This is a genomic window from Rhizobium sp. PDO1-076, from assembly GCF_000247475.1.
Lineage (GTDB): Bacteria > Pseudomonadota > Alphaproteobacteria > Rhizobiales > Rhizobiaceae > Allorhizobium.
Genome location: NZ_AHZC01000009.1, coordinates 1 through 15905 on the forward strand (window position 1 = coordinate 1; position 15905 = coordinate 15905).

Genomic DNA, 15905 nt, shown 5'->3' on the forward strand with positions numbered 1-15905 from the left:
CGTAGGCCGCTCTCCACGAGCATTTTCGACAGCGGGCCGAGGATCGAGTGCATGAAGTCGGGTTTTGGCGCGGGGTGGCTTTCGAGCGGCGTGCCCGAGATCGGCACGAAGGGCACAACGAAGGGATAGACGCCGATCGCCACAAGCCTTTCGCAGATATCGAGGATGGCTTCGCGCGTGTCTCCAAGTCCGGCGAGGATATAGGTGGAGACCTGACCGCGCCCGAACACTTCGACCGCCGCCTTGAAGGAGGCCATGTATTTCTCGATGCCCACCTGCGCCTTGCCCGGCATGATGCGGGCGCGGATTTCCGGCGTCACGACTTCCAGATGCATGCCGAGCGCATCGACGCCGGCTTCCTTCATCCGGGAAAACCAGATGTCGTCTTCCGGTGGCTCGCACTGTGCCTGGATCGGGATATCGACGGCCGCCTTGATGGCGCGCGCGCTCTCCGCCAGAACCGCGGCACCCCGGTCATCGCCCTTCGGCGTGCCCGTTGTCATGACCATATGCTTGACTCCGTCCAATTCGACGGCAGCCTTGGCGACTTCCGCAAGCTGCGCCGGCGTCTTGTGTGCGACGGTACGGCCAGCTGCCAGAGATTGTCCGATGGCGCAGAACTGACAGGTCTTTGTCCGGCTCTGGTAACGAATGCAGGTCTGCAGCACGGTCGTTGCCAGCACGTCGCGTCCGTGCAGCACGGCAATCTGCGAGTAGGGAACGCCGTCCGCCGTCGAGCGCTCGTAGAAGCGCGGGCGCAAGGGGAAGGCGACTTCGCCGATGACGCGGCCGTCACGGCTGATGCGGCTGTTGCCGGCGTCATCCGGCTTTTCGACAAGATAGGGGCTTTCGAAGGCGGGCGCGGTGTGAACCGGGACCATGACCGTCATGCCGTCGATGGTCAGCGCCTTGTGATCGGAAGGGCCGGCGCCGCCGCGGCGGCTTTCGTGGCCGGCCTTCGGATCAACGAGCCTCGCGCCGAACGATTGCAATTCGTTGATCAGTGTTTCCGTCGAAAGCTGGGGTCTGGTGTCCATCGGTATTGCTCCCTGTCGGCGCTGTTTCGAGGAATGTATGGGCTGTCACCATCGGGTTTGCCGGGCGATCGTCGATCACGAGGTGCAGGAGTTCCGGGCGTGCATAATGGCCGACGGAATCCATCATCCGCTTGCGCTTGAGGATGAGGCTCATGTCGAGATCGGCGATCAGAATGCCTTCGCCCTCGGTGATCGGGGCTGCGAGGTGTTTTCCCTCGGGCGAGATGATCGCCGTCATGCAGCCGCCGCGCAGGGCCTTTTGCAGACCTTCGTCCGGGGTGATCGAGCGGATCTGCTCGTCTGTCAGCCAGCCGGTGGCGTTGACGACGAAGCAGCCGCTTTCCAGCGCATGGTGGCGGATGGTGACTTCCATCTGGTCGGCGAAGATCGGCCCGACCATGGAACCTGGAAACTGCGCGACATGGATTTCCTCATGCTGCGCCATCAGCGCATAGCGGGCAAGGGGATTGTAGTGCTCCCAGCAGGCCAGCGCACCAATGCGGCCAACCTTGCTGTCGACCACCTTGAGACCGGACGCATCGCCCTGGCCCCAGATCATCCGCTCATGGAAGGTCGGGGTGATCTTGCGTCGCTTGAGAACAAGCGCGCCATCCGCATCGAAGATGAGCTGGGTATTGTAGAGCGTGCCATGATCCCGCTCGTTGACGCCGAGTGCGACGACGATGCCGTGCTCGCGCGCCGCTGCCGCAACCGAGTCGGTCGTGGCACTGGGGACCGTGACCGCTTCCTCATAAAGGCGGAGATGCTCGCGGCCGGAAAGGACCGGGGGCAGGACGAAGGAAAAATAGGGATACCAGGGGACGAATGTCTCCGGGAAGACGATCAGGTCCGCGCTCTTGGCGGCGGCCTCGCGGATCGTTTCCAGCACACGGGCAAGCGTCTTGTCGCGCGAAGTGAGATCCGGCGCGATCTGGGCCGCGGCGGCCCGAACGGTCCTGCTTTTATCCATGACGAGTTCCTTGCGTTGAGGTGAAGGAGGCGGGGGCTAGCCCCGCCTTCAGCACGCGCCAGGATTGGCGCGGGGGCGTCGGGTCAGAGCGTCCAGGTGTCCAGAATGACAGCGCCGGCACGGCGGTGGATCAGCATGAGATCCAGTACGTCGAGAGGGCTGATGGGCGTGATGCCGGGGATCAGCGACGGCTCGCCATGGCCGTAGAGGGCCTGAAGGGCAAAACGGCAGGCATAGACCTTGCCGCCTTCCTCGAGAAAACCCTTGATCTGGTTGTTGAAGTTCAGGTGCCCCGGAAAAGCTTCGGAGCCGAGCTTGGGGAAGCCGCGCTGGATGCCGAGCGTGACGCCGGGGCCGTAGAGCAGGATGGACGTGTCATAGCCCTTGCGCTTGAGGCGTTTGGCCTGCAGCAGGTTGACGAGGCCGATGGAACCCTCGAAAGCGACGGTATGGAAGGTGATGAGGGCTTTTTCGCCTTCATTGGCCTGAATGTCTTCGAAAACCTTTTCCTCGTAGTCGACGAAGAAGTCCCCATCTGCGTGGGCCGGTGCGGTGATTGCGGGCATGAATGGCTCCTGTTTCGAGGTCGGCCCATGGGACGGGCCACTGCCATTCAATTGCAAAGGCTATGCCAGATTGGTTTTTGCCTAATATCAAATCAAAACGATGCAAAATACAGTCAATGTGGCAGTCAATTGTAGGATCTTCAAAATTGCAGTGCTAATATCAGGGCAAATTCCTGCTAAACGCATAGGCGAATCGATCGAGTTTGAATGCAGTCAATATGCCATCATTCATCATCGCTCGATGTCGGTGCATCTCATTTCAGTTGAAAGATCGATTTCCTAGTGACAGGTGAAAAAAGCAACAATATACAGTCAATGTTCACATTTGACGAGTTCTCATGAAGACCTGGATCCCCGACCTCTCCCGCAGCAGCGGTCCGCGCTACATGGCGATTGCCGATATCATCGAGATGGACTTGAAGAGTGGCAAGCTCCTGGTCGGCGACAGGTTGCCCCCACAGCGAGATCTGGCAAAACGTCTGACCATCGATTTCACCACGGTTGCGCGCGGCTATGTCGAGGCACAGAAGCGCGGCCTTGTCGCAACTCATGTCGGACGCGGAACTTTTGTCACCGGCGGTCAGGAAAAGGAGCGGCGCGGTTTTGTCTCCAGTGCCGCGGTCGATTCTCGCCGCACATCCGTCGTCGACTTCTCCATGAACATGCCGCCGGAGCCGGAAGATCCCGATCTTCTCGCACGCATGCAGGAGGGGCTTTCCGCCGTTGCCACCAACATGATCCCGCTTCTGCGCTATCAGGGTTTCGGCGGCGCGGGGATGGACAAGGAGGCTGCGGCCTCCTGGCTCAGTCGCCGTGGCCTCGTGCCTTCCCAGGAACGCATCTTCGTTACGCCCGGTGCCCATCCGGCATTGCTGGCCATTTTCGGGCTTCTGGCAAAACCCGGCGATATGGTGCTTTCCGAAAACATCACCTATCCCGGCATGCGCTCGATTGCCGCTCAGCTCCGCCTTAACCTGAAGGGCCTGCCGATGGATGCGGAGGGCATCATCCCGGCGGCCTTTGCCGAGATCTGCAAGGCTGCCAAGCCGAAGGCGCTCTATCTCAATCCGACGCTGCAGAACCCGATGACCCTGACCATTCCGGAAAAGCGGCGGGAGGAAATCTGCGCGGTCGCCCGCAAATATCATGTGCCGATCGTCGAGGATGATGCCTATGGCTTCATCCCGCTTCACAGCCCGGCTCCGCTTGCCGCTATGGCCCCGGACCTGACCTGGCACATCGGTGGTCTGGCAAAATGCATCGGTGCCGGTCTGCGGCTCGCCTATGTCGTGGTGCCCGACACAAAAGCCGCCTGGCCCTTCGTCAGTGCCATGCGTGCGGCAAGCGTCATGGCATCGCCCCTGTCCGCCGCACTTGCGACGCGCTGGATCGAGGACGGCACAGCCGACAGCATCCTGCGCTTCATCCGCACCGAAGCCGCCGCCCGCCAGGCGCTGGTTGCCGAAGTGCTGCCGGCGGGCAGTTATAAGAGCGACCCGATCAGCTTCAACATATGGCTTCCCCTGACAAACGGCTGGACGCGCTCAACCTTCGGCACTCACATGCGCGCGTCCGGCATCGGCGTCGTTGCCAGCGACGCCTTCACGGTCGATGGCATGGCCGAGGAAGCCGTTCGCGTTTGCCTTGGAGGGCCGATCCGACGCGAGACGCTGAAGGGTGCACTCGAATTCATGGGCCACGCTTTGGACGGCTCACCAGAAATGGCCGGCACCTTCTTCTGACGTCTGAACTGGGTAGGCATGATTGAGGGTCCAGTCCGTTCTGTAAGCCAGTCTCTCCACTGACGTCGCTCCGTTTGTGCCATCAAGCAATCGGCCAAAGCGTCACATCCTGGTGCTGCCCGGGAAGGGGTCGGCGAAACGGACTAGCTTGTGGTCCGGCTTCATACCCTCTTTGGATTGAGGCGATCATTGAGGACAAGAATGGCGATGAACCTTCGGATGGAGGTTTTGCGAGGCCTTTATTTTCCACTGGGACGAACCAGTGTCCTCAGCTCGATGAGACGTTCCAGCGAGGCAAGCGTCGCCTCCGGCTTCACCATCGAGTATATGACGTGCAGCAGTTCCAGGGCGATCAACGACGGTGCGTGCAGGGCTAAGCGTTCGGAATTGCTGCGAGGCAGCATCAAGACTTCCCGAGCGTGGCTGCGAAGCGGTGTGTCGGCCTTGCCGAGGATCATCACGATCGGCAGACCCAGTCGCTCGGCTTCGCTGATGGATGCCATGGCCTCGCGGTGCGACCGCCCGTGCAGCAACATGACCAGCAGATGACCCGGCTGCAAGGCAAGCAATTGCTCGGCAAGGGCAATGCCGGTGGCATTGAGGGCATGGCTTGGCATGCCTGAGCGGGCGAAAAGCCTCGCTCCGTACTCCGCAATAATTCCAGAGGCGCCGATGCCGAAGATTGCCACGCCTTTCGCCTCAGTGAAGAGGCCTGCGATCCGACTGATTGCGGCGCGATTTTCCGGGTTGGACAGGTGTTCTACGGTGGCGGCGGTCGATTGCAGGGTGAAATCGATCGCATGATTGACTTCGCCATCGACATCGCGAAGCGTTGACGCCATCTTCTCGATCGGAGAATCTGTCTCGCCGAGCCAGGCTTCCAGGACATCCTTCAATTCGCGGATGCCACTGAAGCCGAGAGCTTGGATGGCGCGGATGACCGTGGCATCCGACGCTCCCGCCTCGAATCCGATCTCCAGCGCGGAAAGACCCAGAACCCGGTGACGATTTGCGTCGATGAACTCCAGAACCTTCAAAAGCCCTGGGGAAAGCTTGTGTCGACGCTTGGCGAGCTGCTCGCCCAATCGGTCTTTCAGTCTGTTCGGTTTTTCAGGTGTGGACATCAAGCTTTCCTATCGACACGCCGTCCTTGCATTGATCGGGAGAAATGGCAGGCCGTGAACCAATCTACTGCTATACTGATGAGATATGAGAGTGAACCCGGCCGACCAATTGCCCTTGTCTCGAAGTCGTTTCAGCGCAATGGAAAACCGGTCAATCCGGGCGTGGTCCGAAGGCCGTCTGAACGGTCGCCACCATGCGTGACAGGGCTGCATAGGAGTTCGAGATTGCCTCTTCACGGGGTATCAGGATGTATCGCCCCTCTCGGCAGGCGGCAAGAAATCGGCAGAAGCCGGGAATGATTTTCTCCATTGCCTCTATCTCTGCCTTGGCACCCGCTTTGCGATCCGATCGATATGGGTCGAAGATCACGTCTGCATCGAGTTCCTGCAATCGTTCGGCGCTGACGACTATGCTTTGACCTTCGGGTATCTCGTCCATCAAACGCGGAAATAGAAATCCGGCATCACGCAGGACCTGCCCGATCGCCCGGTAACTGCGATATACATTCAGCTTGCCCCGCAGCGGTTGAAACACCGAAACGGTGTGCGTCTCCGTCCGGACCTCGGCCTTCAGGAGCGCGATCTGCGCCTTGTAGCGGCTATCGAGCCGAAAGCGTTCTGGTTCCCTGCCCGTTGCCGCGGCCAGCAGCGTGTAGACATGCGGCGCGCCCAGGTCGGAGTTAATGACCAGGGTCGGGGCAAGTTGCTCGAGCTTTTCGACGGGCGTCGAACGTGAGGCTTCCGTGACGATGAGATCCGGCTTCAGCGCCGCAACCCTTTCCAGATCGATCTCCGCAGCGCCCAGAAAAATGATGTCGCTGTTGTCGAAGTCGACACCGGTGAGCAATTTTGAAGACCGCAAATAGGGCGTGCCATCGCCCCTGATCCGTCCATGGCTGGCAATCGGCACAATGCCGAGTTCGATCAGCGGGATCGTCAAATCGATGTCGTAGTCGGACACGACGCGGGTTGCCGGTCGGTCCAGGACGACCACCCGCCCGAGGTCGTCCACCAGCCTGAGCGGCTCGGCGAGAGCGGGGATGGACGTGCAAAACACGACGACCAGGGTTGAAAGCAGCGACTTCATTGCGGGTTCATATCCTGTTTCGACGCAGCCAAAGCAAAAGCACTAGCAATGGGGCGCCGATTATGGCGAGAGAAACGCCGACCGGTAGGCGGATCGGTGCAAACAGACTGGCGCCCAAAAGGTCGGCCGCCAGAACGAGGAGCGCGCCGATCAAGGTGGCGGATATCAGGCGCCCCCTCAAATCCTGGCTTGGCAATATCCGGGCCAGATGCGGCGCAACCAGGCCGACAAAGCCCAATCCGCCTGCAACAGATACGGCGCCGGCAACGAGGAATACGGTTGCCACGAGACAGGAGATCCGCACCCATGTCAGCCTGACGCCGAGCGTTGACGCCTTGGCGTCTCCCATGTCTTCGAGTTCCGCATGACGCGCCAGAGACAGCAGGACGATCGCCGAGCCCAACAGGATTGCCGCCGCCAGCTGGACGGTCGGCCAGTTTGCCCCTTCCAGACTGCCAGCCAGCCAGATCATAGCCCGCTGCAGACTGCGAATGTCGGCAGACGTAAGCATGACGACCAGCATCGATGAGAGGCACCACGAAAGTCCAACGCCGACCATGATGAATTTCAGCGGCGAGGCTCCGCGGGCAAGAAGTACAACCGACAGGCCTGCTGCCAGTCCGCCGGCAAGGCCGACGACTGGCCGAAGCGCCAGCGGGGCAGCGGGCCAGACCAGGATCAGGGCGACAATGCAGAGTGCTGCGCCGGCCTTCATCCCGATCAGGCTCGGATCGGCAAGCCCGTTGCGGGTGACGTGCTGTGTCAGGGCGCCTGCCAGCGCCAGCATCCCGCCGCTCGTCACAGCAAGAAGCAGGCGCGGTGCCCGCAGGTTTTCCAGGACGATGGCCTCCGTCCAACCGACATGTCTGAAGAGAAGCCAGTTCGCTATCGTCGCCGGGCCGAGGGGCAGGCTGCCTGATCCGAGGCCGAGGAAGACCAGGAGCATGAGCGAAGCGGCAAGCAGCGCGTTGGTTGCCCAGGAACCGGGGCTAAGGCGTAGCGAAAAGCCGCCCGTGCGCCATATGACACCCCGGACCTTCATGTCAGTTTCCTCGCGACCAGCCAGATGAAAACCGGTGCGCCGGCGAGACCTGTTAGCGCGCCGGTCGGCAATTCCACCGGTGCCATCAGACTGACGGCCAGAAGATCGGCTGCAAGCAGCAAGGCCGAGCCCGACATGGCGGAGAGCAAAAGTGCCATTGCCGACGGAAGCTGGTGAAGCCTTGGCCAGAACGCCGGAGCGATCAGGCCGATGAAGCCGATGGGGCCGACAAGGGAGACAGCGGAACCGGACAGGAGGGCGGTGACCAGGAGCGCCGCAATACGTGTGCGGCGGACGGATGCCCCGAGCGATGAAGCGATTGTCTCGCCGAGCGTGAAGGCGGCAAGCGACGGCATGAGCAAGCAGCCGAAGAGGAGACCGATCAGGATGGTCGGGACCGTTGCCGCCAGCGCGGCATAGCCGATGCCGGCGGTATCTCCGACGAGCCAGAAACGCAGCTCTTCCAGGGTGTCCTCGTTGAGGATGAGTACAGCCGAGACAATCGCGTTGGCGAGAGCCGACAGGGCAATCCCGAAGAACACCATCTTATCCGGATCGAACCGGTTTCGGCCTGCTGTGGAGAGCAGAAGAACCAAGCCGAATAGCGCGCCGGCCCCGAAACTGGCGGCAAACGGCGTCAACAGAGGCGGTAGCGGGAAAAGCGGATAGGTGTTCAGCAGCACGACAGCGAGACTGGCGCCCGCATTCAGTCCGAGGATCTGGGGTTCGCCGAGACGATTGCGCATGGCGGTCTGCAAGAGGAAGCCAGAGGCACCGAGCGCTGCGCCGGCGGCAACGGCGGCGAGGATACGAGGCAGGCGCAGGAAGAGGATCACGAACTCATCGAAGCTTTGCTGGCCTGGGCTCTGCAGAAGGCTGAGATAGGAATGCAGCGGGATGCTGCGTGGCCCCTGCAGGATATGGCACGCAGCAAGGATCGCGATGACGACCAGTGTCACCAGAAGATAATGCCTTTGACGCTGGCGAGCACGCAGAGCGCCAGCATTCATGCGGCATCTCCAGGCAGGGTCGGAGCGTAAGGCAAGAAGACAGGCAGGCCCGTTTGCGGGTGAAGCATGGTGACCGCCTGCAGGTCGAAGACATCCCGGACAATCTCGTCGGTACAATCGGTCGCGGCGGACAGGACATGCCTGACAACACCCTCTTTCAGGAAGACCAGCCGATCGGCATATTGCAGTGCCATGTTCAGGTCATGGAGGACGCAGACCACGGTGCGCCTGTGATGACGGACCAGATTCCGCAAGAGATCGAGGATGGCAACCTGGTGGGCGACATCGAGAAAGGTGGTTGGTTCGTCGAGCAGCAGCAATGGCGTTTCCTGCGCCAGCACCATGGCAATCCAGACACGTTGGCGCTGTCCGCCGGACAAGGTCTCGACCTGCCGCTCTGCGAGATCGGCTATTCCGGTCAGCGTGATCGCTTCGGTGACGGCGCTTTCGTCTTGATTGCTCCAGTGGCGAAGGAAGCCCTGGTGTGGAAAGCGTCCGCGCGCCACCAGATCAAAGACGGTGATGCCTTCCGGTACCGGCGGTTGCTGTGGCAACAGCCCGAGCTTGCGGGCCATCTGGCGCGGTTGCAGTTGGGCGATGTCGTGGCCGTCGAGCACAATGGTTCCGGCTCTTGCAGGCAGCAAGCGCGCAAGAGCGGACAGGAGAGTCGACTTTCCTGAGCCGTTCGGCCCCAAAAGCGCCGTCATGCGCCCTTCTTCGATGCGGAGTTGAATATCCCGTATGGCGTTTACACTGCCGTAGCCGGCTGACAAATCATGCGCAGCAATGCCCTGTTGCAGGCTGATTTCAGCGTTTTCGATCATTGCAGGCTACGGCTCGTGTTTCTGATCCCGCCTTGTCGGCATACATGAATGTAGTAGTCAAGAAACATCGGGTCGAAAAATGTTCGCCGGGACCCAAAAGGGGGCGTAAAGCCGCGCACTTGTGCCGTTCGTCGTGCCGTATTTGCGGATTTAGCGTCATGGTGGGTGGCCTCTGAATATGTCTTTATCTTGACTACTACATTCCACTATAAGATCAGGCGGCCTCCCTCAACTCTTGCTGCGACGCCATGATGAAATCCAACTCTCTTTCCGCCCTTTGTTTCACCCTGACACTCAGCATGCCGGCACAGCTGCTTTTCCGTCCAGCTATTGCTCAGGATGAAAACGCCACGGAGCTCGGGATCATCGTGGTTGATGCCGATGGGCAGAAGGGCAAGAGTTACAAAACAGCGCGTAGTTCGACGGCGACGCGCAGCGATACGCCGATCACAATGATACCTCAGGCAGTCACCACCGTTGCGCCCCAGGCGCTGAAGGACAAGGCGGCGAACAATCTCGATGAGGCCCTGTCGGATGTCAGTGGCATCACCCAGGGCAACACGATTGCCGGCGCGAATGATGCGATCATCCGCCGTGGGTTTGGCGAGAGCCGGGATGGATCGATCCTCACAGACGGACTGAACACCGCATTGCCGCACAGTTTCAATGCGACAACTGATTATGTCGAAGTGCTCAAGGGGCCGGCATCGACCCTTTATGGGGTCCTTGATCCCGGCGGCATGGTCAACGTGGTGACCAAGAAGCCAGAAGATACGTTCTCGGCTGAGGCCTGGTCGAAGTTCTACGCCTATGGTGCGGGACGCTATTCCAGCAAAGCCGGTTTCGACGTGACGGGCCCGGCCGGCGACAGCGGCTTTTCCTACCGCCTGATCGCAGAGGGGGAGAACGGCGATTACTGGCGCAATTTCGGGGAGAACAAGAACTGGCTGATTGCCCCGTCGCTGACGTGGGAGCGTGACGGAACCGAAATCGACATGTCCTACACGCACAACGATTATCTGACGCCCTATGATCGCGGCACCGTCTACAGCGCGGCGACAGGCACCTTCCTCGACATCAGCCCGCGTCAGCGGCTCGACGAGGCCTGGTCCGAGGTTGATGGTGCCTCCGACCTCTTCAAGGCTTCCGTCAAGCAGCAGCTCGGCGGCGATTGGGTCGCGAGCATCAACTATGCCTATAGCGAGGACAGTTTCACCGCCGACCAGACGCGCGCCACCGCTTATAATGCGACGACCGGCATCCTGACCCGTCGCTCGGATGTGCGCGGCTACTACGACACGACGATCCATTCGCTGCGGGCCGACCTCACCGGTAGCGAGGACCTATTCGGCTTCGACAACGAATTCCTCTTCGGGGCTGCGCTTCGCAAGGAAGACATCGCCCGCGCCGCCCTTCAGACCTGCAATGCGAACAATCGTCTCAACGTCAACAACCCCGTCTATGGCGCGATTTCCCCTTGCACCTACAATGCGGCAACCGCGACCGAAGAATATCAGCACATGCTGACCCAGGCAGTCTATGCGCAGGACCGCGTCCATCTCACAGATCAGTTGATCGCGGTTGCCGGCCTTCGCCTTGAGCATTACGACATCACCGCCGGCAGCGGCGATACGGTCAATTCGGACAGTGACGGCAACGCCGTCATCCCCAATGCCGGTCTGGTCTGGGAATTCCGTCCGGATGCCTCGCTCTATACCAATGTCGCCCGCACATTCCGGCCGAACAGCTCGATCAACAGCGCCTATGGCAATCTCGACCCCGAAGAGGGCATCTCCTATGAGATCGGCTCCAAGATGGATGTCACCGACTGGCTGAGCGGCACTCTGGCCTTCTTCTACGCGGAAAAGAAGAATGTCGCCTATTCTCAAACGGTGGATGGCGAAACGGTTTATCGCACCGCCGGGCTCGTGCGCTCCCGAGGTGTCGAGCTGGACCTCGCTGGCCAGGTGACGGACGAGCTGCAAGTCATCGGAAGCTATGGGTTGACCGATGCGGTCGTTGTCGAGGATCCGGACTACGCCGGAAACGAGCTGGCGAATGTGGCCCGTAATACTGGGTCGCTCCGCCTCGCCTATAATTATGGAGAGGTATTTGATGGTGCCGGTAGCCTGCGTTTCGGTGGTGGCATCAAGGGGGTCGGCCGGCGCGCCGGCGATGCCGATAACAGCTTCTATCTGCCGGGATACGGCGTTGTTGACCTGTTCGCCAGCTATACGATCGAGAGAGAACACCCGATCGAGATCCAGCTCAACCTGAACAATATTTTCGACAAGACTTATTACACGTCCTCGATCGGAAGCTCGGCTTATGGTGTTTCCGTCGGTCAATCCTTCAATGCCGCTCTTTCGATCGGCATGAAATTCTGAGGAAAATCAGCGTAAAGACCGAGACCTTCAGGTTCGGTCTTGTCGTGCCAGGTGGTTTGCCGTTCCATCAGTCGGCGCATGCTACCTCACGATCAGCCGCCTGACCAGGCGCGTCGTTCCGGTAAAGATAGCGACCAGCAGGCAGCAGGTGCGTCGTCCTGGGCTTGGCCGCTACCGAGGTTTTCGTGCGATGGCGCCGGCTTCCACCGATGGGTCCAAGAGACTTTGGCCGTATGCCGCCATCCCTTCTCATGGATCTGGATCAGCGGCGGTGTGAGGAAGCGAACGCGCCGCGCTTCGATCTATCCCTCTCAGGTTGTCACGTCGTCGACGTCAGGAGGGCGACGGGTGCTGTGAGGATATCGGCGACGAACACGTCTCCACAAACATGCGTTTTGTCGCTGATGACATCGCGCAATATGCTGTTCGCCGTGGCTGGAATGCGGACGATTGTATCCTCCCAGAACGAGGGATCGGCGGTCAAACTGGTTTCCCCGATCACGCCGAACAGCCGCAGCGGGGCCACCACAACGACGAGCTCGCCACCTGCCTGCCTGGCAAACGCCAGCACCTGATCCTTGCGCGCACCCTCGACCGTCAACGGCACATACGCGCCTTGCTCGAAAAGCAGATGGTTTCGCTGTCTCAGCGACAGGCCACGTTTGATTATCTCCAATTTGCTTTGGACGACGAATTCAGCGTTCTTTGCCACCGGTTCATCCTGTTTCCAGGGACGACGGTTGTCGGGATCGACCATCGAAAAGTCGAGCCCCTCCGCTCCCTGGTAAAAGTCGGGCACGCCCGGCGCCGTCAGTTTCACCAGCGTCTGGACGAGGCTATTCAGTTTGCCACTTGCGACAAACGGTCGTGAGAAGTCGGCAAACTCCGTCAGAAAGTCGAGGTTATCGATCGACACGAGGCCGCGGGCAAATCGCTGCACCGCATCCTCATAGCTGCTGTCGGGTGCAGTCCAGTTGGTGTTCAGCTTCGCCTCGCGCAGGGCCTTGACGGCATAGGCGCAAAACCGGTCCTGAAGACCGGGGAGATCTGCCACGTTGACATCAGACGGAATGATGCCGAGCAGGGTCTGATACAGCATCCACTCCACATTCAGATCGGGAACCATGCCGTCTGATCGGTGCGAGACCAGTCTTGAATTGCTCAGTCGCCATCGCGGCAAGGCGGTCATCCATGCATCGGCGCCTTCACTGAGCGCATACAGTCTTGCGCGGGCGTCCTCGCCGCGTTTGGTATCATGGGTCGATGTGGATGATATGCCAAGCGGTTGCTGGCGCAATCGGCGCTGCATCTGAAGGTGAAAACCTGCAATGCCGGAGGGCTCAGCCGCTGGTTCGCTTCCGACTTCGTTGGCAGCCAAGAGGCAGTTGTATCGGTAGAAAAACGTATCTTCCGTCGCCTTTGCCATGATCGGACCCGCCAATTGCTGAAACCGGCATCTGAACTCTGCAGGATCTCTTGCAGTCGGGGCTTGACCGCGCAGAATATTGACGACCGCATCAAGGGCCGTCCTGTCATCCACGTGTTTTCGTGCCAGTCCTGCCGCGCGATCGAGGACCTTGTTCTCTTCGGCGGTCAAGACCTTGGTCGTACTGTATAATCTGTAAACCGGGAAGGCGATCAGCAGCTCCCTGATTGCGTCAGCCAGTGACGGCAGCTCGACACTCGGCAGCAAGCCCGCCATAATCTGCACGAGCCGATTGACCTCTCCGGCAAAATTGACCGTGACCATCTCGTACTTGGCCTGCCGCAACCCGCTTTTGGGATCGGCCATGCTGGGCACGAGGGCACTGTATTGCTGGCTCAGTTGAGCAAGCCCCTTTCGGCTGATGAACAGATCGCTGAGCGCACTGATGAACTCATATCCGGTCGTACCTGCCACCGGCCAGGTCGCCGGCAAGCTCTCCCCGGCAGAGAGGATCTTTTCGACAAAAACCGGAACATCGGCGCCGACCGCGCGGCGCAGGTTTTCGAGATATGCATTCGGGTCGGCGAGACCATCAATATGGTCAATGCGCAACGCATCGACCTGTCCGTCTCGGACCAGCTCGAAAACAAGCGCGTGCATCGCGTCAAAAAACATCGGATCCTCCACGCGAATGCCGACCAGGCCAGTGACCTCGAAGAAACGGCGATAGGACAGGTGGCTCGACGCGGATGTCCACGGAACGAGTCGCCAGTGCTGGCGGTCGTGCAAAGCTCTGAGGTTTTCCACAACGCTCGCAAAGGCCGAGAGATCATCGTCGATTACGTGCCCGAGTTCTTGAAGCCAGGCGCGGCTCTCTTCGCACAAGGGATAGCGCTGTTCCCCATATTGCAGTGCCAGCAAGCCGGTGTCATCGCGCACCAGTTTGATTTTGCCATCGGCTGCCGCGTCATCAAAGGGCAGATCGAGATGGGGCAGGGTGATCGGCTCGGACCAATCGATGTCAAAAAATGAGGCGTAGCGGCTATCTTTTCCTTCATTCAGCACAGAGTGCCACCAGGGATTTTCCAAGGAGGCTGCCATGTGATTGGGGACGATATCGAGGATCAGCCCCATGCCCAGATCCTGGAGGCGGCGACTGAAATCGTTGAATGCAGCCCTTCCACCGAGTGACGGATCGATCTCGGTTACATTGGTGACATCGTAGCCGTGGGTAGAGCCCTGCGTTGCCGTGAATATGGGGGACGCATAGATATGGCTGATCCCGAGGTTTTGCAGATAGGGTAGCTGCCGAGCCGCCCGATCAAAGGTCATGCCGCTGCGGAACTGAATGCGATAACTTGCAGCGATTGGCGCCATGGTTCCTCGCGAATGGGTTCAGTTCAACTGGCCAAGCCTTGAAGATACTTCGCTGACAAAGACACAGAAATATGCGGGAAAACGAGGACAAACATGAGGGCACAAGCGTCCAATGCCAGGCGCTCTTTGGGTGCCGCGCTTGTCTGCCAGTTTAGTTCTGCCAGTTTAGTGGCTGCGAAAACGCTGTTCTCTGCGCGTATTGTGACGCAGTTCTGCGGCGGTCGCGAATGAGCCAAAAAGCGTGAGAAGCCGGGCCTCTTCAGCCGTGTTGACACCCACACGTTTGCAGTAGTCCCGGACGGACCATATTTCGGTCGATGCCCCTTGTTCGAGGTCATCTATTTTAACTTTTTCCACCGCAGTCGCTCCCGTGCCTGTAGCCCCAAGGCAAAACGTCTCAACCGGGAGTGAGTTCCGCCGGCTGTACCAAAGAAAGCACTGGACGCACGGATCCGGACCGGCTCAACAAAGGCAAATCATGTCGACTGGAACTTTCCGGGCAAGATAGACTTAAGGCATTAGCCGCAATCTCGCGGCAACCTAAACTGCCGAGGTCACGGCGTAGGGCGGCGCGAACGCATGTTTCATAAAACGGCAGTCTCTTTCAAAGTGAACGGTGAGGTCTGCGATCTCGAAATAGACAACAGGACCAGCCTGCTCGATGCGTTGCGCGAGCATCTGCATCTCACAGGAACCAAGAAAGGCTGCGATCATGGCCAGTGTGGCGCCTGTACGGTTATCGTGGAAGGGCGGCGCATCAATGCCTGTCTGACGCTGGCAGTGATGCATGGCGGCGATGAAATCCTGACGATCGAAGGGTTGGGACAGCCAGGCCACCTGCATCCCATGCAGCAAGCCTTTATCGATTGCGACGCTTTCCAGTGCGGATATTGCACGCCAGGCCAGATCTGTTCGTCGGTGGCAGTGCTGGAAGAAATCAAAGCCAATATCCCGAGCCATGTTACCCAGGATCTCACGGAGCAAACGGCAGTCACTGCTGCGGAAATTCGCGAGCGCATGAGCGGTAATATCTGTCGGTGCGGGGCCTACTCGAACATCATCGATGCGGTGATGGAAGTGGCGGGAGCACCGCTATGAGAGCATTCACCTATGAGCGTGCGTCGTCGGTCGAGGCAGCAGTCGGGACCGCGGCTTCCAACCCGCAGGCAAAGTTTATTGCAGGCGGCACCAATCTCCTTGATTTGATGAAACTTGAGATCGAAATTCCGACGCATCTGATCGATGTCAACGGACTTGGTCTGGACAGGATCGAGGAGACCGCGGACGGTGGTCTTCGTATCGGCGCCCTGGTG

13 protein-coding genes are annotated in these 15905 nt (G+C 59.8%); 4 read left to right on the forward strand and 9 right to left on the reverse strand.

The window, feature by feature from the left end:
• The 3 genes from PDO_RS00635 to PDO_RS00645 all read right to left on the reverse strand — a co-directional run.
• The coding region (locus PDO_RS00635; RefSeq protein WP_037072130.1) for an MSMEG_0568 family radical SAM protein at positions 1-1037 on the reverse strand (1037 nt) is incomplete at its 3' end.
• Positions 964-2007 (reverse strand): Nit6803 family nitrilase, encoded by a 1044-nt coding sequence (locus PDO_RS00640; protein WP_007596538.1) that lies wholly within the window; start codon positions 2005-2007, stop codon positions 964-966. The genes PDO_RS00635 and PDO_RS00640, both read right to left, overlap by 74 nt.
• Before the next feature lie 83 nt (positions 2008-2090).
• Positions 2091-2573, reverse strand: a complete 483-nt coding sequence (locus PDO_RS00645) for an MSMEG_0572/Sll0783 family nitrogen starvation response protein (RefSeq protein ID WP_007596540.1) — start codon at positions 2571-2573, stop codon at positions 2091-2093.
• Positions 2574-2911: 338 nt separating this feature from the next.
• Here PDO_RS00645 and PDO_RS00650 point away from each other — a divergent pair, with 338 nt between their 5' ends.
• The gene (locus PDO_RS00650; protein ID WP_007596543.1) at positions 2912-4315 is read left to right on the forward strand and encodes an aminotransferase-like domain-containing protein; all 1404 of its coding nucleotides are present in this window, start codon (positions 2912-2914) and stop codon (positions 4313-4315) included.
• A gap of 239 nt (positions 4316-4554) precedes the next feature.
• Here the strand turns inward: PDO_RS00650 and PDO_RS00655 are convergent, their stop codons facing one another.
• The 5 genes from PDO_RS00655 to PDO_RS00675 all read right to left on the reverse strand — a co-directional run bounded on the left by PDO_RS00655 (position 4555) and on the right by PDO_RS00675 (position 9402).
• On the reverse strand, positions 4555-5439 hold the full coding sequence (locus PDO_RS00655) for a MurR/RpiR family transcriptional regulator (RefSeq protein WP_007596545.1): 885 nt from the start codon (positions 5437-5439) through the stop codon (positions 4555-4557).
• Between the two features lie 151 nt (positions 5440-5590).
• A complete protein-coding gene (locus PDO_RS00660; RefSeq protein ID WP_007596548.1) occupies positions 5591-6526 on the reverse strand; it encodes an ABC transporter substrate-binding protein in 936 nt (311 codons plus the stop codon).
• Between the two features lie 7 nt (positions 6527-6533).
• On the reverse strand, positions 6534-7568 hold the full coding sequence (locus tag PDO_RS00665; RefSeq protein ID WP_007596550.1) for a FecCD family ABC transporter permease: 1035 nt from the start codon (positions 7566-7568) through the stop codon (positions 6534-6536).
• Positions 7565-8578, reverse strand: a complete 1014-nt coding sequence (locus PDO_RS00670) for a FecCD family ABC transporter permease (protein WP_007596552.1) — start codon at positions 8576-8578, stop codon at positions 7565-7567. The genes PDO_RS00665 and PDO_RS00670 overlap by 4 nt, the downstream gene beginning before the upstream one ends.
• Positions 8575-9402 (reverse strand): ABC transporter ATP-binding protein, encoded by an 828-nt coding sequence (locus PDO_RS00675; protein ID WP_007596554.1) that lies wholly within the window; start codon positions 9400-9402, stop codon positions 8575-8577. Before PDO_RS00675 ends, PDO_RS00670 begins: the two co-directional genes overlap by 4 nt.
• Positions 9403-9653: 251 nt before the next feature.
• On the opposite strand from PDO_RS00675, the gene PDO_RS00680 reads away from it, so the two are divergent.
• On the forward strand, positions 9654-11789 hold the full coding sequence (locus PDO_RS00680; RefSeq protein WP_160167014.1) for a TonB-dependent siderophore receptor: 2136 nt from the start codon (positions 9654-9656) through the stop codon (positions 11787-11789).
• Positions 11790-12108: 319 nt separating this feature from the next.
• Here the strand turns inward: PDO_RS00680 and treY are convergent, their stop codons facing one another.
• Complete coding sequence (gene treY, locus PDO_RS00685; RefSeq protein ID WP_007596558.1) at positions 12109-14592, reverse strand: malto-oligosyltrehalose synthase; 2484 nt, start codon at positions 14590-14592, stop codon at positions 12109-12111.
• A gap of 579 nt (positions 14593-15171) precedes the next feature.
• On the opposite strand from treY, the gene paoA reads away from it, so the two are divergent.
• Positions 15172-15690 (forward strand): aldehyde dehydrogenase iron-sulfur subunit PaoA, encoded by a 519-nt coding sequence (paoA, locus tag PDO_RS00690; protein WP_007596560.1) that lies wholly within the window; start codon positions 15172-15174, stop codon positions 15688-15690.
• Positions 15687-15905, forward strand: a 219-nt coding sequence (locus PDO_RS00695) for an FAD binding domain-containing protein (protein WP_007596562.1), incomplete at its 3' end; no start/stop codon positions are given. The genes paoA and PDO_RS00695, both read left to right, overlap by 4 nt.

Coding starts and splice junctions, on each gene's coding strand:
- PDO_RS00640 (WP_007596538.1), bottom strand. CDS start 2,007: ATGGATAAAAGCAGGACCGTTCGGGCCGCCGCGGCCCAGATCGCGCCG.
- PDO_RS00645 (WP_007596540.1), bottom strand. CDS start 2,573: ATGCCCGCAATCACCGCACCGGCCCACGCAGATGGGGACTTCTTCGTC.
- PDO_RS00650 (WP_007596543.1), top strand. CDS start 2,912: ATGAAGACCTGGATCCCCGACCTCTCCCGCAGCAGCGGTCCGCGCTAC.
- PDO_RS00655 (WP_007596545.1), bottom strand. CDS start 5,439: ATGTCCACACCTGAAAAACCGAACAGACTGAAAGACCGATTGGGCGAG.
- PDO_RS00660 (WP_007596548.1), bottom strand. CDS start 6,526: ATGAAGTCGCTGCTTTCAACCCTGGTCGTCGTGTTTTGCACGTCCATC.
- PDO_RS00665 (WP_007596550.1), bottom strand. CDS start 7,568: ATGAAGGTCCGGGGTGTCATATGGCGCACGGGCGGCTTTTCGCTACGC.
- PDO_RS00670 (WP_007596552.1), bottom strand. CDS start 8,578: ATGAATGCTGGCGCTCTGCGTGCTCGCCAGCGTCAAAGGCATTATCTT.
- PDO_RS00675 (WP_007596554.1), bottom strand. CDS start 9,402: ATGATCGAAAACGCTGAAATCAGCCTGCAACAGGGCATTGCTGCGCAT.
- PDO_RS00680 (WP_160167014.1), top strand. CDS start 9,654: ATGAAATCCAACTCTCTTTCCGCCCTTTGTTTCACCCTGACACTCAGC.
- treY (WP_007596558.1), bottom strand. CDS start 14,592: ATGGCGCCAATCGCTGCAAGTTATCGCATTCAGTTCCGCAGCGGCATG.
- paoA (WP_007596560.1), top strand. CDS start 15,172: ATGTTTCATAAAACGGCAGTCTCTTTCAAAGTGAACGGTGAGGTCTGC.